18 protein-coding genes and 1 pseudogene are annotated in these 22,724 nt (G+C 32.7%); 5 read left to right on the top strand and 14 right to left on the bottom strand.

Annotation, left to right across the window (positions count from 1 at the left end):
* Positions 1 to 4 precede the first annotated feature (4 nt).
* From QZZ51_RS08695 to QZZ51_RS08685, 3 genes are read left to right on the top strand one after another with little or no spacing between them, the layout of a single operon-like run.
* Entirely contained in the window at positions 5 to 925 is a 921-nt protein-coding gene (locus QZZ51_RS08695) for a PorP/SprF family type IX secretion system membrane protein (protein ID WP_291868713.1), read from the top strand.
* Positions 926 to 934: 9 nt separating this feature from the next.
* On the top strand, positions 935 to 1,483 hold the full coding sequence (locus QZZ51_RS08690; protein WP_291868710.1) for a hypothetical protein: 549 nt from the start codon (positions 935 to 937) through the stop codon (positions 1,481 to 1,483).
* A gap of 6 nt (positions 1,484 to 1,489) precedes the next feature.
* Positions 1,490 to 2,086 (top strand): toxin-antitoxin system YwqK family antitoxin, encoded by a 597-nt coding sequence (locus tag QZZ51_RS08685; protein WP_291868706.1) that lies wholly within the window; start codon positions 1,490 to 1,492, stop codon positions 2,084 to 2,086.
* 234 nt (positions 2,087 to 2,320) lie between these two features.
* On the opposite strand, the gene QZZ51_RS08680 is transcribed toward QZZ51_RS08685, so the two are convergent.
* The 5 genes from QZZ51_RS08680 to QZZ51_RS08660 form a co-directional block, all read right to left on the bottom strand.
* Complete coding sequence (locus QZZ51_RS08680) at positions 2,321 to 3,163, bottom strand: S4 domain-containing protein (protein WP_291868701.1); 843 nt, start codon at positions 3,161 to 3,163, stop codon at positions 2,321 to 2,323.
* Between the two features lie 55 nt (positions 3,164 to 3,218).
* On the bottom strand, positions 3,219 to 4,169 hold the full coding sequence (locus tag QZZ51_RS08675; protein WP_291868698.1) for a carbon-nitrogen hydrolase family protein: 951 nt from the start codon (positions 4,167 to 4,169) through the stop codon (positions 3,219 to 3,221).
* The gene (locus QZZ51_RS08670) at positions 4,170 to 5,075 is read right to left on the bottom strand and encodes a geranylgeranylglycerol-phosphate geranylgeranyltransferase (RefSeq protein ID WP_291868695.1); all 906 of its coding nucleotides are present in this window, start codon (positions 5,073 to 5,075) and stop codon (positions 4,170 to 4,172) included.
* Positions 5,076 to 5,085: 10 nt separating this feature from the next.
* Complete coding sequence (locus tag QZZ51_RS08665) at positions 5,086 to 6,024, bottom strand: mevalonate kinase (RefSeq protein WP_291868692.1); 939 nt, start codon at positions 6,022 to 6,024, stop codon at positions 5,086 to 5,088.
* A gap of 63 nt (positions 6,025 to 6,087) precedes the next feature.
* Positions 6,088 to 7,170, bottom strand: coding sequence for a diphosphomevalonate decarboxylase (locus tag QZZ51_RS08660; protein ID WP_291868689.1), 1,083 nt, complete (start codon positions 7,168 to 7,170; stop codon positions 6,088 to 6,090).
* Between the two features lie 92 nt (positions 7,171 to 7,262).
* Here QZZ51_RS08660 and QZZ51_RS08655 point away from each other — a divergent pair, with 92 nt between their 5' ends.
* Positions 7,263 to 7,736, top strand: coding sequence for a TspO/MBR family protein (locus QZZ51_RS08655; protein ID WP_291868686.1), 474 nt, complete (start codon positions 7,263 to 7,265; stop codon positions 7,734 to 7,736).
* Here QZZ51_RS08655 and QZZ51_RS08650 read toward each other — a convergent pair.
* From QZZ51_RS08650 to QZZ51_RS08615, 8 genes are all read right to left on the bottom strand, one after another.
* Positions 7,728 to 8,282 carry a DUF1697 domain-containing protein gene (locus QZZ51_RS08650; protein WP_291868684.1) on the bottom strand — a complete coding sequence of 185 codons (555 nt, stop codon included), beginning with the start codon at positions 8,280 to 8,282 and terminating at the stop codon, positions 7,728 to 7,730. The two genes, QZZ51_RS08655 and QZZ51_RS08650, sit on opposite strands and share 9 nt — an antisense overlap.
* Positions 8,272 to 9,555: an NAD(P)/FAD-dependent oxidoreductase gene (locus QZZ51_RS08645; RefSeq protein ID WP_291868681.1), complete on the bottom strand. Its 1,284-nt coding sequence runs from the start codon at positions 9,553 to 9,555 to the stop codon at positions 8,272 to 8,274. Before QZZ51_RS08645 ends, QZZ51_RS08650 begins: the two co-directional genes overlap by 11 nt.
* A complete protein-coding gene (locus tag QZZ51_RS08640) occupies positions 9,555 to 10,244 on the bottom strand; it encodes a glycerophosphodiester phosphodiesterase family protein (protein ID WP_291868678.1) in 690 nt (229 codons plus the stop codon). Before QZZ51_RS08640 ends, QZZ51_RS08645 begins: the two co-directional genes overlap by 1 nt.
* Positions 10,245 to 10,326: 82 nt before the next feature.
* Positions 10,327 to 12,108, bottom strand: a complete 1,782-nt coding sequence (locus QZZ51_RS08635) for an alpha-amylase family glycosyl hydrolase (RefSeq protein ID WP_291868675.1) — start codon at positions 12,106 to 12,108, stop codon at positions 10,327 to 10,329.
* A gap of 184 nt (positions 12,109 to 12,292) precedes the next feature.
* Positions 12,293 to 14,599, bottom strand: a complete 2,307-nt coding sequence (locus QZZ51_RS08630; RefSeq protein ID WP_291868673.1) for a type IA DNA topoisomerase — start codon at positions 14,597 to 14,599, stop codon at positions 12,293 to 12,295.
* 141 nt (positions 14,600 to 14,740) lie between these two features.
* The gene (locus QZZ51_RS08625; RefSeq protein WP_291868670.1) at positions 14,741 to 17,050 is read right to left on the bottom strand and encodes a glycoside hydrolase family 65 protein; all 2,310 of its coding nucleotides are present in this window, start codon (positions 17,048 to 17,050) and stop codon (positions 14,741 to 14,743) included.
* A complete protein-coding gene (pgmB, locus tag QZZ51_RS08620; protein WP_291868667.1) occupies positions 17,050 to 17,706 on the bottom strand; it encodes a beta-phosphoglucomutase in 657 nt (218 codons plus the stop codon). Before pgmB ends, QZZ51_RS08625 begins: the two co-directional genes overlap by 1 nt.
* A 224-nt stretch (positions 17,707 to 17,930) precedes the next feature.
* The gene (locus QZZ51_RS08615; protein WP_291868664.1) at positions 17,931 to 19,583 is read right to left on the bottom strand and encodes a solute:sodium symporter family transporter; all 1,653 of its coding nucleotides are present in this window, start codon (positions 19,581 to 19,583) and stop codon (positions 17,931 to 17,933) included.
* A 242-nt stretch (positions 19,584 to 19,825) separates the two neighbouring features.
* Between QZZ51_RS08615 and QZZ51_RS08610 the strand changes: the two genes are divergently transcribed.
* Positions 19,826 to 20,680 carry a hypothetical protein gene (locus QZZ51_RS08610; RefSeq protein ID WP_291868661.1) on the top strand — a complete coding sequence of 285 codons (855 nt, stop codon included), beginning with the start codon at positions 19,826 to 19,828 and terminating at the stop codon, positions 20,678 to 20,680.
* Between the two features lie 3 nt (positions 20,681 to 20,683).
* Here QZZ51_RS08610 and QZZ51_RS08605 read toward each other — a convergent pair.
* Positions 20,684 to 22,724 (bottom strand): annotated as a pseudogene (locus QZZ51_RS08605) (phosphoesterase); the annotation flags it as partial.

Raw genomic sequence — 22,724 nt, 5'->3', positions numbered from 1 at the left:
TTACATGAATTTTACAAAAAAAATAGTAACCTTAGCAATGTTTATAGGCGCATTGTGCCATTTAAATGCACAACAGACACCAACATTTACGGAATACAACTATAACCCATTTATAATTAATGCTGCTTACGCTGGTCTAACGGAAAATTCTGAATTTTCTATGAGCAATTCTGGTTATTTTAACCAATTAGAAGGGAGCCCAAGAAGTTTTTCATTAAGTGGTCATGGATCTGTTAATCGTAACAAAGTTGGTTTAGGAGCGGGTATAATAAGAGACCAAATTGGAGTAACAACTTCTACCAATTTCTTTGCTGCATATTCCTATAAAATATTTTTCGATTTTAAAAGCAATAGACCTTATTGGCAACTCTATGATGCAGGTGTCTTATCTTTTGGTCTTACAGCTGGTTTACACCAATACCAAGATAACTTAACTCAATTAGGGATTGTTGGCGATCCAAATTTTTCGCAAGACATAAACGCCACTATACCAACTATTGGCCTAGGTTTTCTATTTAATCATGCTTCTTTTTATGTTGGTTTTTCTACACCAAATATTCTAGGAGATGCCTTAGCTTCGGACGATAATTTAAACTTAAACAGCCCCTATTATGGTTACTTTGGATATCGTTTTTTTAATAACCGTTTTCAAGATTTAATGATAAAACCTAACGTACTATTAAAATATGAAGATGGTGCCGCATTGCAAGCAGATATTAATGTCGCAGTGAGCTTTAAAAACAAGTTCGAAATAGGTACTGGCTATAGAACTAGCAAATCCATAAATCTTTTAGTAGGGATTTATTTGTTTGATAATGTAAGAGCCATATACAATTACAATATAGCAACCAATGACTCTCCTCTTGGAAACACCCATGGTTTTATATTAAGTTATCAATTTGGCGATGGTTATGCTATAAACTAAATTATAAGTATGTCTCTCAAAAATATTTTTATAGGATGTATAGTGCTGCTCGCAGTAATAGTAGGATTCTTCTATTTAGGCTTTAGAACAAAAACGGAAGACTTATCTTATAAATTTCCTTATAGTCAGATAATTAATCAAACACTAGTAACCAAACACCCTTGTTACATCGCATTAAATTACGAGCATTTTATTTTAGAAAATCCTTATATTTTAAAAATGAAAGACGACCATTTTGATGGTAGTTGTAACCCCATATATAAATTACCTGTGGGCAGCGCCATACAAATTGAAAACACTAAAGCTTTTACAGGCCCTGTTAGTGGAACTACTAATAACGCCGTCCTAGGAAGTATTTATCTTAAAGAACTTCATAAAACTGTAAAATTTGAATTCTATTGGGGAGATAACCCAACGTATGGTCTTTATGAGTATAAAGATAATTACGATATATACCCATTAGCACCATGGCAAGAAAAGGCACTTCCTTTTAAATATTTTTGGGATGGTAGAAAAGAGCCTCATAATTGGCAAGAATGGCATAAATCATCTAAATAACTGAAAATGCGCATATTTATATTCTTATTAGTATTTCTAGTGTTTTATAGTTGTAACACAACAAACAAAACACAAACAAAACCTGGAATAAATATTTCTATTGCGAAGGAAACAATTGCTTTTAAAGATTCTTTTGAAACTGGAGGTCTAAAAATTACAGGACAGTTTATCAACGATATTAAAACCGGAAAATGGGTTCATTATTATGAAAATGGAAAAAAATATAAAATAGAAACCTTTAAGGATGGCATTTTAGATGGAGAATGGAAAGCCTACCATAATAACGGACAATTAAACTTTGGAGGAAACCATTTAAATAACAATAAAGATGGCACCTGGAAGCATTACTTAGAGGATGGCACTTTAAAATACGTAAGAATATATAACCCGAAAGGAGCAACAGGAGAATGGAAATCTTACTACGACTCTGGAGAAATATCTAACATTGAGAATTACTTAAACGGTAAAGAACACGGTCTATGGGTTGCTTACTATAAAAATGGCCAAATCTACCAAAGCGGGAATATGGCAGAAGGAAATAAAAGTGGAGAATGGCAAATTTATGATGACCAAGGCCTTTTATTAAAGACCACTAGTTTTTAAACTTTTTTCTTTAAATTCATATTTTCACTTACAAGTATATCCCCTGTAATATTCAAAAAAACAAAACGATATAAAAAGACAAAACCGATACGAATATCGGTTTTAAGGCTTGCTTTTTTTTCTAACTTAAACAAATAAGCTACACGGCAAAAATCTTGTTTTTATACTTCTTTAAGGTTACCAAAACCTTACTTTTTGGTTATTTTAATATTCTTCTTTTTATAAAAAAAGAGATTATTTAATCATTCCAAGATTAATAACTTCTTGTTCTGTTAAATAACGCCAATGTCCTCTTGGCAAATCCTTTTTGGTTAAGCCAGCGTAAGACACTCTATCTATTTTCTCTACAGTATATTCTAATTCTTCAAAAATACGTTCTACAATACGGTTTCTAGAACTAAATATTTCTATACCAACCTCTCTTTTAGGAGCATCGTTTATAAAACTAATATCTTGTACACGTACTTCTTTTTCTTCGACAACTAATCCTTCTTTAATCCTTTTTAAATCTACACTTCGAAGCTCTCTATCTAAAACAACATGGAAAATTTTACGAAGTCCGTTAATAGGGTTTTTTAATCGTTTGGTTAAGTCGCCATCATTTGTAAATAATAAAAGTCCCGTAGCGCTTTTATCCATCTTATCTATAGGAAGTAATTTTGCATCGGATGCACTAGATATAAGTCCTGCCACATTACGTCTTCCTCTATCATCTCTTACCGTGGTAGAAAAATCTTTAGGTTTATTTAATAAAACATACTCTTTCTTTATTGGGTTAAGTCGTCTGCCATCAAACTTAACTTCATCTGTAAGCTTCACTTTATAACCCATTTCTGTAATAGGCTTACCATTTACAGTAACATTCCCCGCAGAGATATAAATATCGGCATCTCTTCTAGAGCATACCCCAGAATTTGCCACATATTTATTTAACCTAATAGAATTAGGATCCGAAGGTTGTTTGGCTACCGTTTTCTTAGGTGCGCGTGATGTACCAGAACCATAACTGCTCTTCTTAAAACCACCCCCTTTTTTACTGAATGACTTTTTTCCTCCTTTTGAATCTGGCTTACCCATATTTACTAATTTTCCGCAAAGGTAGGGAATTGCAATTGGGCAATACCAATTAAAGTTAATCTTTAAACTCTACGGTCGATTGTCGCTCTCTATTTATAGTAAGTTTGGTAACATCGGGTCTTGAATAATGGCCAACTACATCAAAATTTTGGCGTTCTTCATACACTCTATTAAAATCTAAAGTATGGTAAATTAATCCCTCCTTATCTATTACTGGTTCTACTAACCATTCTCCATCTGGACCTGCAATACAGGACCCACCATTTGCCATAACACCTGGTGCTTGTTCCAAAATTTTAGACAAATGTGGTGTATCTGTTGGAAAATTTTCTTTTTTCATTAACGAAGAAACAGATATTACAAAACTGCGAGATTCTCTTGCGATAAATCTCGTGATATCTTTTGTATTATAATCGCTTCCTGGCCATACAGCTATATGTAAATTTTCTCCAAGACCATATAATGCTGTTCTTGGTAAGGGCATCCAATTTTCCCAACAATTAAGTCCGCCTACGGTAAATTGCTTTAATGCATGTACTTTTAGTCCGTTTCCATCCCCTGGAGCCCAGGTTAATCTTTCATCATAAGTAGGTTGTAATTTTCTATGTACAGATTTTATTTCCCCTTCTTCGTTAATATAAACTAAAGAACAATAAATGCTATGGCCTCCTCTATCTTTTGCACGCTCCATTATTCCCAAGTAAACAGCAATTTTATTCTCTTTGGCAAGCATACATATAGAATCTAACTCATTCGCCTCAACTTGAATAGCATTCCTAACGTAATGCGCATGAATTTCTTTATTCACTTTTAAATCCCACTTAGCTCCTTCGGTAAAAGCAAGCCAAAAAGGGTATCCAGGCAATAAAGCTTCTCCAAAAACAACGAGTTCCGCTTTATTTAAAGCGGCTTCTTTTATGTTGATTTCAATTTTTTTTATGGTCTTTTCTTTATTTAGCCATACAGGTGCAATCTGTGCTAAGGCAACTTTTAATTCGTTTTTCATCTACAAAATTCTATTTAGTACCAAATCAACATCAATTAACAAGATACTAAAAACACCTGCGATTATAATTAGTTTAAGAATATTATGGAGCCAAACAAAGTTCTTTTTAGAATCTGCTTTTAAAAGGAGTATTAAAAAAAGAATAAACAATAGTATGCAAGCCATAAAATAATAATTCATAAGGCCTACATGAAATTCTGTAATCAATAACAAGGACGGAATAAGAGTTAGCAAAATTAAACTTGCTATTATGGTTTTTGAAACCTTAACTCCATATAATATGGGTATTGTTCTATAGCCCTGCGCCAAATCTCCCTTCATGTTTTCTAAATCTTTTATCATTTCTCTTACTAAAATTAAAAGAAACAAAAACATAGCATGTACAAATATTACATTCTCAAAATTCTTGTAATAGACAAACACAGCAAAAAAAGGAGCTATTGCCAAAGTAGCGGAAATAAAATTTCCTACAAAGGCTATCTTTTTTAACTTATGAGAATAGAACCAGATTCCAAAAATATAAGCAGAAAAAAATAATACCGCTTTAAAAGATACATAACTAGCTGCAAAAGCTGCAAGAAAATTTAGTATAAAGTATGTTGTTAACTTAAAACGTTGGCTAACCAACCTATCTAGCATTGTTTTTCTAGGCTTATTAATTAAATCTTTATCGGAGTCATAAAAATTATTAATAATATAACCACTGGCTATTACCAAGGTTGATGCTAAAATTATTACAAATAAGTTTAAATCTAAAACCACTTTTCTAAGAGGCAGATTAGGAGACAAAATATAAATGGAAGCTAAATATTGGGCAAGTGCTATCATTAGGATATTATATCCTCGAACAACAGAAAACAAACTTAATAGCTTAAGAAGTACTAATTTGTTTTTTCTAGAAAGCATGTATTATAATTTAGAAGTTGTATACCACCTCTAACGGATAATCTTTGAGTGCTTTTTTAGCCTTATCAATATCTTGGGTAAATCCAAGAATATATCCACCGCCACCAGAACCACATAATTTAAGATAGTAGTCGTTAGTTTCAATTCCTTTTTTCCATAAGTGATGAAATTTAGAAGGAATCATCGGCTTAAAATTATCTAAAACCACATGAGATAGTTGTTTTAAATTACCAAAAAGAGACTTAACGTTACCATTTATAAAATCTTCTACACAGGCATCCGTGTGTTTTATAAACTGGTCTTTTAACATATTCCTAAAACCTTCACTCTTCATTTTATCCATAAAGAGTTCTACCATAGGTGCGGTTTCTCCAATGATACCACTATCTAATAAAAATACCGCTCCATTGCCTTCTTTATTCTGTGATGGAAGACTTGTAGATTCTATATTATCTTTAGAATTTATGAGTATCGGTAGACTTAAGTAACTATTTAATGGGTCTAAGCCCGAAGACTTTCCATGGAAGAAAGATTCCATTGTTCCGAAAATAGATTTAAGCCTTAACAATTTTTCTCTTGTTAAGTTTTCTAAAATGGTAATCTTATCACTAGCATATTTATCATAAATAGCGGCAACCAAGGCTCCACTACTGCCTACGCCATATCCTTGAGGGATAGAACTATCAAAATACATTCCAGCATTAACATCCTTAGTTAAAGCTTCAAAATTAAAAGAAAATAATTCTGGAGATTCTTTTTCTATTTTCTGTAAATAGACTGTAAAATTCTTTAAATGAATGTTAGACTCTATTGCAGTTTCAGAAGGGTTCTCGTCCATCTTCAATGCTCCTTTAAAATAATTATAAGGAATAGATAAACCTTTGGAGTCTTTTATGATTCCGTACTCTCCGAATAATAATATTTTAGAATAAAATAAAGGACCTTTCATTTAGTAAAAATTGATTCAAAACAGATTGTATAACGCTTATTAGACACTTATATGATTAATAAGTTACATTTTTTTTGCTCCAAATCCTATTTGGTCGCAAATATACTGCCCGTTTTGGCAAAAAGCAACTAACTCATCCTTAATAAATTGGAAGATTTCCTCTTTTTCGGACTCTGGATATAGTACATGGACATTGGCTCCTGCATCTAACGTAAAACAAACATGCGTATTTGTTTTCTTCCTAAACTCCCAAATTTTATTAATAATTTCAAGAGTATTTGGTTTCATTAGTACAAAGTACGGAAGGCTAGTCATCATCATAGCATGTAATGTTAATGCCTCACTTTCTACAATTTCTATAAACGTTTTTAAATTACCCGTTTCAAAAACTTCTTTAAGCTTCGTTAAATTATCATGTGCTTGTGCAAACCTTTGTTTAGAAAATGGATGTCCATGCATTAAATTATGACCCACCGTACTACTCACTTCTTTTTGACCTTTATCTACTAATAAAATAGTATCGTGGTATTTTTTAAATACAGAATGTACGTTGTACGGGTATTTTATAGCATACAAATTAGAGCTATTTTCAATTCCATTATATGCACCCCATTGTACTAAGTCTCCTTCTATACTCCTTGCTGCACTACCAGAACCTAAACGCGCTAAGAAAGATGCTTTTTTTGTAAAATAATCTTCTGTTATTTCTGGATTTAACTCTTTCTCTAAGGACATAAGCCCTAATGCTAAGGCAGATAACCCACTTGCCGAAGATGCTATACCACTACTATGTGGAAAAGAGTTAGATGTTTTTATTATAAAATGATACTTTTTTAAAAAAGGAAGATACGCTTCTACTCTTTTAAGAAAAGTATTAATCTTTGGTTTAAAATCCTCTTTAAGGTTTCCTTCAAAAAACAAATCGAACGAAAACTCTTTACCTTCTTCTTTTTGTTTTTTATACGTTACCGTTGTTGTTGTTGCGCAGGCATTTAACGTAAAGCTTATGGATGGATTAGCGGGAATCTGATTTGCTTCTTTACCCCAGTACTTTATCAATGCTATATTACTTGGCGATTTCCAAGTTACTTCACCTTCCTCTATTTGATATTTGTACTCCGAAGGGATAAAATCTTTTTCGGTCATTCCGTTTCTTTTTTACAAAGATAAAGTTTAAGTGCTTTTAAGATTGTTGCTAATTAAAATAAATTACTACTTTAGAGTAAACTCCTGTATTTATGAAAAAGAAGCTACTCTATATTGCTATATCTGTTGGAGTCTGTTTGGTAATAGGTTTCTTATCTAGTCTTGTTACACAAAGCTCTGTGAATGATTGGTACATTACCCTAAATAAGCCAGTTTTTAACCCTCCCAATTGGCTTTTCGCACCTGTCTGGAGTATTTTATATGTTTTAATGGGTGTAGCAGCAGGTCTTGTTTGGGCGAAGGGATTTTATCATTTATGGGTTAAAACAGCCTTATACCATTTTGGGTTTCAACTTCTGCTTAACGCCTTGTGGAGTATCGTTTTTTTTGGTTTAAAAGAACCTCTTGGGGCACTATTTATAATAATTGCTCTTCTAGTTATGCTAACCTTTACATTTAAATGGTTTAAAGTGGTAAACAAAACAGCTGCCTATATGCTTATTCCGTATATTCTTTGGGTAAGTTTTGCTACGCTGTTAAACTATAAAATATGGGAATTAAACTAATGCTAATTCTAGAACCTTTTGCATCGTTTTATAGTTCCTTGTAGTTGCCGAAACTTTCAATTTATTCTCTATAAAATTATTAGTACACTTTGCTTTTCCTGCTCCTAAAGCACATCTTAAATACACACAATTGGGAGTAATAACAAGTTTTTCATTATCAAACGGAATAGAAGACAAAACAGTAATGTTCTCCACATTTGGGGTTTCTTTCAACAGCACAAAATAAATCTTATTATTTGTTAAATCTTCGGTATCCTTATATGGATTTTTAGCTAATATTGCCTTTATCTGTTCTGCTGTTTTAACCAGAACAGGAACCTCAAATTTATAATTATTTTTAATTAAAGCCCTAATTTGATGCTCTAATTTAGTACTCTCTTCTTCCTTGCCGCTAAATATTACATTACCACTTTGTATATAGGTTTTTACATTGGTGAAGCCCTCTTTTTCTAGAAGAAAACGTAAATCGGCCATTTTAATCTTTTTATGTCCGCTTACATTAATACCTCTTAATAAAGCAATATATGTTTTTGTATTAGTCTTCATTAAATTGGGATAATATTCCTTGCGCAGCAAGATAACCACTGGTCCATGCGTTCTGAAAATTAAAACCTCCTGTAATAGCATCTACATTTAGAACTTCCCCTGCAAAAAATAAATTTGGTATTTTTTTACTACCATAGGTTTTAAAATTAATCTCTTTTAAATCTACTCCTCCAGCAGTAACAAATTCATCTTTAAAAGTGCTTTTCCCATCTACACTAAATTTACAATTAGTCAATTGCTCTGCTAAACTTTGCAGTTGAATTTTAGTAACATCTGCCCATTTTATTTGGTCCGAAATACCGCAAGTTTTCACCAAATTTATCCAAAGTCTTTTTGGAACCTCAACAGCCTTAGTTCTAAGAACTGTCTTTTTTGCTTCTACTTCTTTAATTTCTAAAAGATAGTCTATAACAGCACCCTCATGAAATTGCGGAAGCCAGTTCACTACAATGTCAAATTTGTAATTAAAATTGTGTAATATATTTGCCCCCCAAGCGGATAATTTTAAAATTGCCGGACCACTCATTCCCCAATGGGTAATTAATAATGGGCCTTCTGTTTCTAATAAAGGTTCTACAACTATTTTGCTTTTTAACTCCACTGTTATCTTACTTTGATACTTCTTTTTAGGCACTATTTTTACACGAGCTATAGTACTAACTCCTGGAATACCCGTAATACGCTCATCTTTAATATTAAACGTAAATAAAGAAGGTACAGGAGGAACAATAGTATGTCCTAAGGTCTTTAAAATAGACCATATTTTAGGGCTACTGCCTGTCGCAATCAATAATTTTTTACACGGATACTTATTTTTAATGGTTGTTATACTCCAATCTTGCGATTCTTCTATAAATTCTATATTGGTTACCGCACTATGCTTTAGTATTTTTACCCCTAGCTTAGACGTTTCATTTAAAAAACAATCTATTATGGTTTGTGATGAGTTCGATTCTGGAAACATTCTTCCGTCCTCTTCTATTTTTAAAGCAATGCCTCTATCCTGAAAAAAACCAATCGTATCTCCACTACAATATTTATGAAAAGGTCCTAGGAGTTCTTTTTCTCCTCTGGGGTAATTTTTGGTTAATTCTTTAGGGTCAAATTCCGCGTGTGTTACATTACATCTGCCTCCACCAGAAACTCTAACTTTAGCTAATACATCTTTTCCTTTTTCTAAAATCCCAATTTTTAAATTTGGATTATTCTCTGCAATATGTATGGCTGCATAAAAACCCGAAGCTCCTCCGCCTATTATTAAAACATCAAACATTAATTAACGCGTTCTGGATAGTTCGTAATTATGCCATCTACCCCTAAATCCTTAATCAACTTTATATCTTCAGGTTTATTTACGGTCCATGTATAAATTTTAAAACCATCCTTATGAATGGCTTCTACCACTTCTTCGTTTAAATCCTTGAAATGAGGATTTATGGCTACTGCACCTACTTCTTTAGCAAAGGATAGCGCCTCTAAAGGGTTATCCTCTGTTAAAATCGCCAAATTTATATCACTATTAATTCTTCGCATTTCTTTAAGTTCTTCCCATCTAAAGCTAGATACTATAAAATTCTCTGGGGACCATCCTCTAGATTTAATATAATATTGAATAATAAAATTTAAACGATCTGTTGTATTCTTCCCTTTTATTTCAATATTTAATTTTACTTTATTATCTATTAATTTTAGCACATCTTGGAGCATGGGAATCTTATGCCCCCCATCTAAAACCAATTTACTTAAATCAACAATATTATAATCTTCAATTCTACCAGGGCCATTCGTTAGCCTATCCACAGTTTCATCATGAAAAACTACTATTTCTTTACTATCTATTTTAAAAACATCAATCTCGATCATGTCAACACCTAAATCCAATGCTTTTTGAATGGAAGCTAAGCTGTTTTCTGTTTCATGACCCATTGCTCCTCTATGACCTATAACTAATGGTGTGTTCATATTTGTACAACTAATAAAGGGTATTAAAATTATTGTTAACCAAATTTTTGACATAATTATATATTAAAAAAGTATACTATTCTTATTTAATCTGAAAGATAAAAGATTCTAATGGAAGTAAATCTATTTTTATACTCCCTTCTCTATTTTTAACTTCTAAAGTAGGATTTATTTTTCCGTATAACTTCTCTTCTAACTCATAACTACCATTCATTAAACCCCAGGATTTAACCATACTTTCGGGTAATTTTAAGTCTAGGCTATAGTTTTTTTCTGCATCAAAATTAGATATAATAATTAATTTTTCATCCTTGTCCCAACGTGCAAAAGAAAAAACACGGTGGTCGTAATTTTCAGTATGCTCTTTATTATAAAAATGTATTTCTTGGTACTCGCCCATTAAAGCGCTACTATTTACAGTAAAATTTAATAGTCTTTTATAAAAATCTCTTAATTGCTTTTCTGCCTCTGTAGATTGCCCGCCATCGAATTTCTTATTGTTTACCCATCTTTGAAAAGATGGCACTCCAATATAATCGAAAATAGAAGTTCTGGTTGGGCTTCCAAATCCGGCATTCTCCACAGCTGGCTCCCCTACTTCCTGACCAAAATAAAGCATGGTTGGTGCCGTACTTATAGTTGCAGAAACTACCATTGCTGGTTTACCAATCTCTGCATTGCCCGCAAATGCATGGCTTGCAATTCTTTGCTCATCATGGTTTTCTAAAAAATGAAGCATCTGGTGTTCTATATCTTTTAAATTATTCTGAACAACAGGAATATGGTCTGTCCACCCATACCCTTTCATAATATGTTTAAGTCCATCATAAAGTTCTACTTTATCATACAAATAATCCATTTTACCCAAATGAATATAATCTCTATACAAATCTGGATTATAAACTTCTGCCATTAAAAAGGCTTCTGGGTTTTTATTTTTTATATGCGAGTTCATATAACTCCAAAATTCTACTGGCACCATTTCTGCCATATCATACCTAAAACCATCTATTCCAAAGTCTAGCCAGTATAATGCTATATCTTTAAATTTAAGCCAAGAATCTGGCACCTCTCTATCTTGCCAAAACACGTAATGTTCTTTGTGATTTTTTGCATTAAAATTGGATGGTAGTTGATCAAAATCTCTGGTGCCATCTGGTCTTACTCCATAATTAATTTTAACCGTTTCATACCAATCATTTACATTCGGTTGGGATAAACGAGAACCATTACCTGTCCATTTGGCTGGATTTTCATTAAACGGCTCCTTATTAAAATCATTTTTTTCTCCTCCCAAAGGTAAATACCCATCTTGCCAATTAGGCGTTTTATATGCTTGCCCTGGTATGTAATAAAAATTATTGTTTTTATGATATGCTACCGTAGTATCATCATTTGCTCCAAAATCAGATATTCCAATAGGGTTGGATGAACCTTCATATTTACGAGCAACATGGTTAGGAACAATATCTATAATTACTTTTAAACCTACGGTATGGGAACGTTGTATTAGTGCTCTAAATTCTTCTAATCTATTCTCAGGATATACCGCTAAATCTGGATTTACATTGTAATAATCTTTTACTGCATAAGGAGAACCTGCTCTTCCTTTTACCACTTCTGGGTTATCATTAGATATACCAATTGCTGTATAATCCTTAATCAGTGCATGGTGTGGCACACCTGTATACCAAATATGGGTAGCACCTAATTCTTTAATAGACTCTAATGCTTTTATAGAAAAATCATTGAATTTACCTACGCCGTTTTCAGCTATAGTCCCCCAAGGCTTATTAGTGGTATTGGTATTACCAAATAACCTTGTAAAAACCTGGTACACTACTGTTTTTTGTTTTTTAATCATCGTTTATTAAAACCTTATTTCAATGTCTTTAACATTAGCTAATTTAACTAATACTCTTTTTTAACTCCCGAATAATTCTTCTTTTCCATAACTCTCTTATATTGTTCTATTTCTAGAGAGTCAGAAACATTAATTTTCCAATTGATTGTTTTAATATCATCCTTTTACTAGAATACCAAAACATTTAGTCTCCTCTAAGTATTTTAAAAACCACATCCTTTGTTAGTTGTCCTTTTGCTTTTTCACGAACGGAATCGTAACTAAACCTAAAATCACAACCCGCTTTATATTGGCTACAACCATATGCTGTTTTTCCTTTTATAATAGTTCCTTTGTTGCATTTTGGACAGCTATTATCTTCGGAAGATTTTTTCGAAACAGGAAGATTTTTAGAGGATGATTGTTTTTTAAGCTCCAATTTTAGTTTATAATTTTCATCGAACCGAATGAGCCCTTCCATAGAGTTATTATTAACCTTAAAACCTTTTAAATTTACGGTACACCCTTTTTGGAGCAGTCGAATGTACTGTTTTTCTGAAATGGTTTTACCTTCAAAAATAAATGGAATAACAAAATCGCATGTTTTTTGAAATTCGGAACAACCATAAGCAGATTTCCCTTTAAGAATAGTACCATTCTTACATTTAGGGCATTCTTCGGATGTTATTCCACTTGCTTCCTTAGTTACTCTTTTCTTTGCGCCAATGGGTTTATTATTTACTGCTGAAATATTAGCTTTCTTAGTTTCGCTTCTAACTTCATAAACCAAACGATCTACCATTTGTTTCATTTGCTTAATAAAACTACCTGCACTAAATGTTCCTTTTTCAATGTCTTTTAACTGCTTCTCCCATTTACCAGTGAGTTCGGCAGATTTTAATAATTCATTTTGAATGGCATCTATTAATTGAATACCAGTAACTGTAGGGATTACTTGCTTTTTATTTCGTTTTATATATTTTCTTCGGAATAATGTTTCAATAATATTGGCCCGTGTAGAAGGGCGGCCAATACCATTCTCTTTCATAATCTCACGAAGTTCATCATCATCAACCTGTTTTCCTGCCGTTTCCATTGCACGTAGGAGTGAAGCCTCGGTATATTGCTTTGGTGGCTTGGTTTGTTTTTCTAAAAAAGAAGGTTCGTGTGGTCCTTTTTCCCCTTTTTTGAAAGTTGGCAACATTCCAGATTCTTTAGATGGTGCATTTGGATTTTCAAATACAACACGCCAACCTTTTTCTAAAATCTCTTTCCCTGTAGTTTTAAAATTTACTTTTTCGGCTTTACCAATAACTGTGGTATTAGAAACTTTACAATCTGGATAAAACACAGCAATAAAACGAAGTACAATAATATTGTAAACCTGTTGCTGATTATATTGTAAATTGATTTGAATCCCTGTTGGAATAATAGCGTGATGATCTGTAACCTTACTATCGTCGAAAACCTTTTTTGTTTTTTTTATTTTTTTACTTTGTAGCGACTGCGTTAATGGAGCATATTTAGTTAATTTTTTTAATATTCCTGGTACTTTTGGGTACACATCATTTGGTAAAAATGTGGTATCTACTCTGGGGTAGGTTACTACTTTTTGCTCGTATAGTTTTTGAACAATCTTTAATGTTTCGTCTGCACTAAAACCAAACTTAGTATTACAATAGACTTGTAATCCTGTTAAATCGAATAGCTTTGGTGCATATTCATTGCCTGCCTTCTTTTTTGTAGAAACAATTTCAAAATCGTGCTCTTTTACAATTTTTGCCAGTTTTTCTCCATCTTCAACTTTAAGAAAACGTCCTTCTTCATAGCTAAATAAAGTATCGCGATAAAGGGTTTGCAATTCCCAATACGGTTGTGGTTTAAAATCCTCTATCTCTTTAAACCGGTTAACTAACATGGCTAACGTAGGTGTCTGCACCCGACCAACAGATAATACTTGTTTATATCCGCCATGTTTTAAAGTGTATAATCGGGTAGCGTTCATGCCTAAAAGCCAATCTCCGATGGCACGAGAAAAACCGGCATAATATAAATTATCGTAATCTGCAGATGGTTTTAGGTTTTTAAAACCTTCTTTTATGGCTTCGGTTGTAAGTGAAGATATCCAAAGTCTTTCTACCTTACCTTTATAATTCGCTTGGTTTAAAACCCAACGTTGTATTAATTCTCCTTCTTGCCCAGCATCACCACAATTTATAACAACAGTTGCTTTATCGAATAATTGTTTTATAATTTTAAACTGTTTTGTAATACCCGAATCTTTAGACACTTTGGTTTCAAAGCGTTCTGGCAGCATTGGTAAATTATTTAGATCCCAACTTTTCCAATGCGGTTTGTAATCGTTTGGCTCCTTAAGCGTGCAAAGGTGCCCAAAAGTATAAGTTACAGCATAGCCATTACCTTCGTAATACCCATCACGTTTGGTGGTGGATCCAAGAACGGCAGCAATTTCTCGTGCTACAGATGGTTTTTCGGCTATACAGACTTTCATTTAGTATATTGAAATTTAAAGTTACGAAGTTAGGTTTTAGACAGTATTATTGTTTGTAACCTTTTTCATTGTTTAATTAGACTTTAGATTTGGTCTGTAAATTTCTGAATATAAAATTATTTCAGCCATACTAACTATATCCTAATTTTTAACTTCTATTGCTTCTCCAGGTATAAGCGTTACTTTTTTACCATGTACACGAATACTCATTTCCTGGTCTCCGCCAACGGTAAAACTTGCTCCTTGGTTGTCTACATTAACAGTTATAATTCTATTTCTAAAATTTATTTTAAAAGAATAGGAAGTCCATTGTCTAGGAATATTTGGTATAAAAGAAAGTTTGTCCTCTTTAATACGCATACCAGCAAAACCTTCTACTATACTCATCCAAGTACCCGCCATACTAGTAATATGCAAACCTTCTTCTACTTCTTTGTTATAATCATCTAAATCTAAACGAGAAGTACGTAAATAAAAATTATACGCTTGCTCCATTCTTCCTAATTTAGCTGCTTGTATGCTATGTACGCAAGGAGAAAGAGAAGACTCATGTACCGTAAATGGCTCATAGAAATCAAAATGTTTTTCTAATTCTTTTTGGCTAAAATGGTTTTCAAAAAAATAAAATCCTTGTAAGACATCTGCCTGTTTAATATATGGGGAACGTAAAATTCTGTCCCAACTCCATTTTTGATTAATAGGTCTGTCTATCTTATCTAAATTAGATACGGGTATAAGTTCTTTATCTAGAAACCCATCTTGTTGCAGGTAAACTCCATCGGCAGTAGAATATGGAAAATACATATTACTGGAAACCTCTTGCCACTGTTCCGTTTCTACATCTGTAATATTTGTTTTTCCTATAATCCGAGAATAATCTTCTGGATAACCTTGCTTCACTTTTTCTAATTGCTCTACCGCAAAATCTATACACCATTTAGCTAGGTAATTAGTATACCAATTATTATTTACATTATTCTCATACTCATTAGGCCCAGTTACTCCTAAGATTACATACTTTTCTTTCCTCTTAGAGAAGTTTGCTCTTTGTTGCCAAAAACGAGCAATACCAATTAATACCTCTAAACCCATTTCTGGAATATAACTGTAATCTCCTGTGTATCTAAAGTAATTGTAAATGGCGAATGCTATTGCTCCGTTCCTATGAATTTCTTCAAAAGTAATTTCCCATTCATTATGGCATTCTTCTCCATTCATGGTTACCATTGGGTATAGTGCAGCACCATTACTAAAGCCTAGTTTTTTAGCATTTTCAATGGCTTTTTCTAAGTGATTAAACCTATATTTAAGTAATTTTCTAGCTACTAACTGGTCTTTAGTTGCCATGTAAAATGGGATGCAATAGGCCTCGGTATCCCAATAGGTACTACCTCCATATTTTTCACCCGTAAATCCTTTTGGACCAATATTTAACCTAGAATCTGTTCCTAAATACGTTTGGTTTAATTGAAAAATATTAAAGCGTATTGCCTGTTGTGCTTTAACATCGCCTGTAATAGCAATATCGCTCATTTCCCAAATACTTGCCCAAGCACGTTTTTGGTTTTCTAGTAATTGGTTAAATCCTATTTCATAGGCCTTGTCTAATGCACTACTCGCAGCAGCTTGTAATTGATTTTTTTTATGGTTTCTAGAAACGGTATAACCACCAAATTTATATAAGGTAATTTTCTCCCCTTTAACTACATTTTGTTTAAATATTGTACTCGTAAACACCTCGGATGTACACCCTTTAGAAACCTCAACTTCTTTTCCTTTATATATAGCATTTGCTTGCATAAAAGTACAGACCTGAAAATTAGTCTTCATTGTATGCGAAGCGATAAAAGCTCTATTTGTATGGGTTGAAATTTTTATGGTATTCCAAAATTTATCGTCCCAATTACTATCTTCATTGGTAATTCCACTATCTAAATACGGTTCAAATTTTACTTCCGCATCCGCATTTAAAATTTGAATAGTATATGAAATAGCTCCTACTTCATCGATTTCTAAACTTAAGAATCTTGTAATCGAAACAGCTACTTGAACATCATTAGACAAAGTTGCTCTAAAGCTTCTTTTATAAAAGCCTTCTTGCATATTTAGCTCTCGCTTAAAATCGGAAACCTCTTTGCTAGTATTTAGATCTAACGCCTCCTTATTTATAGTAACATTTATACCTATCCAATTGGGTGCATTTAGCACTTTTGCAAAATTCTCTGGATAGCCATTTTTCCACCAACCTACTCGAGTTTTATCTGGATAATATACTCCTGCAATATAACTTCCTTGAAAAGTACTTCCAGAGTACTTTTCTTCAAAATTAGCACGTTGTCCCATGGCTCCGTTTCCTATGCTGAATAAACTCTCTGAAGATTTTACTCGTTCTGCATCGAAACCTTCTTCTATAATACTCCAGCTATCTGGTTTTATATAATCCTGATTCATTAATTGCCAATTATTTCCTTTATAAAATCTACACTCATTTCTGTAAAGTCCTTAAAATTATACTGTGCCTTAGACAGTATCGTTTTATCTCCTATCCCTATACTTATCATTTTTGCAGAATTTGCTGCTGCGATTCCAGCAACGGCATCCTCAAATACCACGCAATTTTCTGGTGATATTTCTAATTCTTTAGCGGCCAATAAAAATACTTCAGGATCAGGTTTTGCTTTGGTTACATTGTTTCCATCCAGAATAGCATCAAAATAATGTAATAAACCTACTTTTTCTAGAATTGGTCTTGCATTTTTACTTGCCGATCCTAATGCGATTGGATAATTATTCTTTTTTAGAAACTTTAAAATTTTAGGTACATCTGGCAGAATTTCAGAAGCGTTCATATTTTCTATATATGCTAAATAGTCTACATTCTTTTCTCCCATCCAAGTATCAAATTGATCTTGAGTAGCTTTTATATTCCCTATATCTAGCAGAATCTCCATACAACGTTTTCTACTTACGCCTTTAAACATTTCGTTTTGTTCTTCTGTAAATTCAAAACCTAGCTCGTTCGCAAGTTTTTTCCAAGCTAAAAAATGATATTTAGCGGTATCTACAATTACGCCATCTAAATCGAAAATAAACCCTACTTTATTCATTGTATATGCTATTTAATGGTATCGTCCTTTTTCCTTAATACCTGCTTTCATAAGTTTTATTAAAAAAATAGCCTTCCGGTCTATTTAAGTTTTAATACTTTTTGTTCCAAAATTTACTCCTATAAAAAAACTAAAATTAAACCCCTAAAATATTATAAAACAATATTTTAGGGGTTTAATTTTAGTTAAACAATTTTGATTATCCATCAAATTACCACATATTTTTATTTCGCAAAATATGCATAAATACCTATTACAATAACACAAATTACTAAACCAAATTGTTTAACATACTTATATGGTTCAATAGATACTTGATCTGTATATTTTAATATAAAAGCTTCTTTTCTAGGGTAAACTAATCCGATTACAATCATTATCACACAATTTAAAACAAATAATAATGCCATAATATGCAAGAAATGTGGATATGCTTCTGCTTCTACCAATCGCAATGCTGTTGGATCTGTAACTCCTGATTCTTTTGCTAATGTTAATGCTTTTTCCACTTTCAAAGGTCCCAACCAAAATTGGCTAATTATGTACAGAACTGAACCAGATACAATTCCAATTTTTGCTGCAATTGCTGGTACTCTTTTGGTCATATAACCAATTACAATAACCGTAAATATTGGTATACTATATATTCCATTTATTTGTTGTAAATAATTAAATAAGCTACCTGCATTTGCAATTAATGGTGCAATAAACATTGCCGCTAATGCTAAACATATTCCAAATATTTTACCATACTTAACCACTGTTATTTCTGGTGCATTTTTATTAATATGTTCCTTATAAATATCTATTCCAAAAAGTGTAACCGAACTATTTAAAACGCTATTAAAAGAGCTTAAAATAGCTCCAAATAATACTGCTGCAAAAAAGCCAACAAGGGGCTTAGGTAATACTGCACGAACCAATTCTGGATATGCTAAATCACTAGACGCTAATCCGCCATCAAAATAATGATATGCAATCATCCCTGGCAATACCAATATTATAGGTCCTAATATCTTTAAAAAAGAGGCTAAAAGCAGACCCTTTTGCCCTTCTGCGAGACTCTTTGCTCCTAGGGCTCGTTGAATAATTTGCTGATTTGTTCCCCAATAAAATAATTGTACTAACATCATTCCTGTAAAAATGGTACTAAACGGAACTTCTTGACCTGCATTTCCTGTAGAATCGAAACGTTCAGGATTTGCAGAGACCAAAGTATCTAAGCCATTAAAAACACTCCCATCACCTATTGCCATTAAACCGAAGATAGGAATTAAAACACCTCCTATTAAAAGACCTATGGCATTTATAGAATCGGATACCACGACTGCTTTAAGTCCTCCAAAAACGGCATAAACAGAACCTATAATTCCAATTCCCCAAATACAAATTACCAATGCTGTTGAATTCGATACATTTAATAATGTAGGAACATCGAACATACCACTAATTGCAACGGATCCCGAATATAATATTACAGGGAGCAACACAACTACATACCCTGTTAAAAAAAGTACCGATGTTATGGTCTTGGTAGTTACATCGAAGCGATCTGCTAAAAATTGAGGAATTGTAGTAAGTCCACTTTTAAGATATCTAGGCAATAAAAAAATAGCCGTTGCCACAATGGCAATAGCTGCCAAAGTTTCCCAAGCCATAACAGATAAACCATCCTTATACGCACTACCGTTTAAACCAACGATTTGCTCTGTGGATAAATTAGTTAAAAGTAGTGATCCTGCAATTACCCCTGCAGTTAAACTTCTTCCGCCTAAAAAATAACCATCAGAAGATTTTTCGTTAGTGTTTCTTGTAGCTAAATACGATACAATTGCTACTAATGCAGTAAAGCCTACAAAAGAAATTATTCCTATCATTTTATAATTGTTTGTTGGTTTGTTCTTGAAATATATTAGATTATTCTCAATAAATCACAAGATTTATTAACTCATTTTTTTTTTTTGCATGTTGCCTTTTAAGAAATCGTTTTCATAAGCTTTAGTTCGTAACTAAAGTTTAATCAACTTTTAATATTTAGCCCTTTTTGTTTCTAAATAAAAAATAAGATTTAACGCTATTTCATAGAAGATTTCCGATATTTATATACTCAACAAAAAAAATGTTCTACAAAATAATTACTACCATTTTTTTAATTTCTATTGTTAGCTGTATTAACAACAAGAAATTAACGGTAATCACAGACTTACCTAAGCAACTTACTGAAAACTCTGGTATTGTTTCCTTTAACGAAAACTTTGTTTGGTTTGTGGAAGATGGTGGTAATGCTGACAAAATTTACCAAACCAATTTTAAAGGAAAAATTACAAATACTCTAGAAATAAAAAATGCCAAAAATAAAGATTGGGAAGACTTAACTAAAGACAATAAAGGCAATGTTTACATTGGCGATATTGGGAACAACGAGAATAAACGCAAAGATTTAGTTATTTACAAAATAGCAAATCCTGAAAAAGAAAAAGGAAATAAAATTGAAGCCGAAGAAATAAAATTTTACTATCCAGAGCAAAAAAAATTCCCTCCCAAAAAGAAACATTTGTTTTATGATTCTGAAGCCCTCTTTTATAAAGACCATTATTTATACCTAGTTACCAAAAACCGTGCACATCCTTTTAATGGAAAGGCTTTTGTTTATAAGATTCCCGCCACAAAGGGAAATCACGAGGCTCAATTAGTAGATACTTTCAATATTTGTCAGGACTGGAATACTTGCCAAATTACTTCCGCAGACATTTCACCAGATAGCACCCAGTTGGTTCTTCTTAGCTATGGAAAATTATTCGTTGTAAGTGATTTTACTGGAGATGAATTTTCTAAAGGAAAAATAAAGGTTATAGATTTAGGCACTACTAATCAATTAGAATCTGTTTGCTTTTTAAACAAAAATACCTTGTTATTGTCTGATGAAAAAAAAGGCCCAACCGGTAGAAACATGTACTCCATTAATCTGAATTAGCTCCTAAAAACCAAAGCCTACTCCAAAAGAAAAACGGACTCCTTCATCACTACTAAATAACGCGATTTTTATTGCTGCTATATCCGATGCGTTTAAAAAGAATCCTCCACCTATAGATGTATGCCATTGGTTTGAATCCAAACCTGGATACCAAACTTTTCCGTAATCATAACCGCCATAAACACCCATTGTAATTGGCAACAACTCTGTTTTAATCCGCCTTAAACTATAGCGTATATCTGTATTTTGATAATATGCTGTTTTACCCGTAAATCTTTGATTTCTATAACCACGTAACCCATCTAGCCCGCCTATACTAGCTCCTTGATAAAATTCATAGCCATTACCAATATTAAAATGTGCTTTCCATTTAGTTGCAAGTACCAAACGTGCATTAGGAACCAGTTTGTATGTAATAGAAAGGCTAGGTATTATATACCCATAACTCTCTATTACCCCACTTACATTGCTAGTATACCCTGCCTGTAATGCCGTTGCCATACCCAAAGTAGGGAAAGCTTTATTGTCCATATTCTCATAGCTGTATTCCGCATCTACACCAACAAAACTTCTACTATTTTCTATTTCGCTAGCCTCCAAAAAAGTATTTATAAATCGGTTTCCCGTTTCTTCTACCTCTATAGATTCATAAGAAACACCTGTCCTAAATTTAGACCCCAATTCTCCTCTCCAGACTATGGAAGGCGCTAACTTTATAGTTGCTAATTTTACACGATTATAATCCAAATCTAAATCATCATCCAAATTTTCGGTATCGTTCCCATAATCAAAGAAATTTATACTAAAATTTGGACTTGTTAACTTAGCCATTAATTCTAAGTTTGCCTTACCTATTGCATTTGCAAATTCTCCTTTATACTGCACATCAAAACCGCTTGTAGCAAAATAAAATTGTGCATTTAAAATATGTCTTCTTGTGAAGGGGTTTTGCCTAAATCCTTCATAGGTATATATATTAGAGATGCCCAATCTAAAACCATCGTCAGGGTTACTTCCTATAGTTGGTATTAGCTGATTCGTTGTAGTTTTTAATTTTATAGGTTGATAGGTGTTCGCCTCATAATCCGTGGTAAAACGGACTTTAGCTCCTTGTGTATTTTTTAGCGTATTCTTTTTAAGCTTATTATCATAAAGATAGACTCCCTTGCTATTAACTATATCATAAATATCGTTATTCTGACCACCAATAATTCTAACCTTTGGCATATCTCTAGAGACATTTTTAACTTCAAAATAATCATCATCATCTAAACCATAAATCCAAATTTCTTTAGTTACACTTTTTGAGAATACTTTGCTAAAAAATTGTTTGCCTTTTTTTCCATTTTTAATTCTATGCCCTTCCACTTTTATTTTACCGCTCTCTTGTCCTAGTATCGTAAAATAATCATCTTTGTCGGTACCGGTAATAGTAGAAAATTTATTTAGTGATTGGTAGTATATTTTCGCCGTTTCTACTAAACTCCGTTTTCTAGATAATAAAACTCTCTTTAACTCTTCGATACGCTCTCCTCTGATTTCCTCTGGGAAATTTAAAAAAGCTTTATCTATTATTTCTGGGGTTATGTTTTCTTGTAGATATGCTGCTTGTTTCAACCATAATTCTATATTAGTTTCTGGTAGCAATGCCATATCTAAGGCAAAAGTCATAGGAGAACCATTAAACCCTTTTACACTTCTAATTTCTTCATTAAACCCTTCCATTAAAGAAAGTGACGGAATTACTCTTGTTGCTAAATTCATAAAAGCACCATCTCCCATTATAGAAAAGGTTTGGTCTCTATCTCTAGGCACTGGTCTATACAACGTTTCTCCTGATTTTTTGTCTTTAAATTGTGCCCATCTCCATTGATCTACATGCCTATCCCAATCGCCAATAAGCATATCAAAAAGACGTGCTTTTACATATGCTTCTTCATCAATTTTAAAATTTTCATCCTTTCGTAATTTTTTTAAGAGATCATCTGTGCTTTCCATTTTATTAGCATATCCAAAACTTTCTTTATCTCCATGCCCATCATCT

The organism is Maribacter sp. (genome assembly GCF_016744255.1).
In the GTDB taxonomy this organism is placed as follows: Bacteria; Bacteroidota; Bacteroidia; order Flavobacteriales; family Flavobacteriaceae; genus Maribacter_B.
Note: the sequence above shows the minus strand (reverse complement) of the source record. Positions and strands in the feature narration are given on the sequence as shown.

Bases quoted from the DNA above. Each gene is read 5' to 3' on its own strand.
- QZZ51_RS08670 (WP_291868695.1), bottom strand. From the start codon at position 5,075: ATGCTTTCTAGAAAAAACAAATTAGTACTTCTTAAGCTATTAAGTTTG.
- QZZ51_RS08650 (WP_291868684.1), bottom strand. From the start codon at position 8,282: ATGAAGACTAATACAAAAACATATATTGCTTTATTAAGAGGTATTAAT.
- QZZ51_RS08660 (WP_291868689.1), bottom strand. From the start codon at position 7,170: ATGACCGAAAAAGATTTTATCCCTTCGGAGTACAAATATCAAATAGAG.
- QZZ51_RS08625 (WP_291868670.1), bottom strand. From the start codon at position 17,050: ATGAATCAGGATTATATAAAACCAGATAGCTGGAGTATTATAGAAGAA.
- QZZ51_RS08655 (WP_291868686.1), top strand. From the start codon at position 7,263: ATGAAAAAGAAGCTACTCTATATTGCTATATCTGTTGGAGTCTGTTTG.
- pgmB (WP_291868667.1), bottom strand. From the start codon at position 17,706: ATGAATAAAGTAGGGTTTATTTTCGATTTAGATGGCGTAATTGTAGAT.
- QZZ51_RS08640 (WP_291868678.1), bottom strand. From the start codon at position 10,244: ATGAACACACCATTAGTTATAGGTCATAGAGGAGCAATGGGTCATGAA.
- QZZ51_RS08665 (WP_291868692.1), bottom strand. From the start codon at position 6,024: ATGAAAGGTCCTTTATTTTATTCTAAAATATTATTATTCGGAGAGTAC.
- QZZ51_RS08685 (WP_291868706.1), top strand. From the start codon at position 1,490: ATGCGCATATTTATATTCTTATTAGTATTTCTAGTGTTTTATAGTTGT.
- QZZ51_RS08675 (WP_291868698.1), bottom strand. From the start codon at position 4,169: ATGAAAAACGAATTAAAAGTTGCCTTAGCACAGATTGCACCTGTATGG.
- QZZ51_RS08615 (WP_291868664.1), bottom strand. From the start codon at position 19,583: ATGATAGGAATAATTTCTTTTGTAGGCTTTACTGCATTAGTAGCAATT.
- QZZ51_RS08680 (WP_291868701.1), bottom strand. From the start codon at position 3,163: ATGGGTAAGCCAGATTCAAAAGGAGGAAAAAAGTCATTCAGTAAAAAA.
- QZZ51_RS08645 (WP_291868681.1), bottom strand. From the start codon at position 9,555: ATGTTTGATGTTTTAATAATAGGCGGAGGAGCTTCGGGTTTTTATGCA.
- QZZ51_RS08630 (WP_291868673.1), bottom strand. From the start codon at position 14,599: ATGAAAGTCTGTATAGCCGAAAAACCATCTGTAGCACGAGAAATTGCT.
- QZZ51_RS08695 (WP_291868713.1), top strand. From the start codon at position 5: ATGAATTTTACAAAAAAAATAGTAACCTTAGCAATGTTTATAGGCGCA.
- QZZ51_RS08690 (WP_291868710.1), top strand. From the start codon at position 935: ATGTCTCTCAAAAATATTTTTATAGGATGTATAGTGCTGCTCGCAGTA.
- QZZ51_RS08610 (WP_291868661.1), top strand. From the start codon at position 19,826: ATGTTCTACAAAATAATTACTACCATTTTTTTAATTTCTATTGTTAGC.
- QZZ51_RS08635 (WP_291868675.1), bottom strand. From the start codon at position 12,108: ATGATTAAAAAACAAAAAACAGTAGTGTACCAGGTTTTTACAAGGTTA.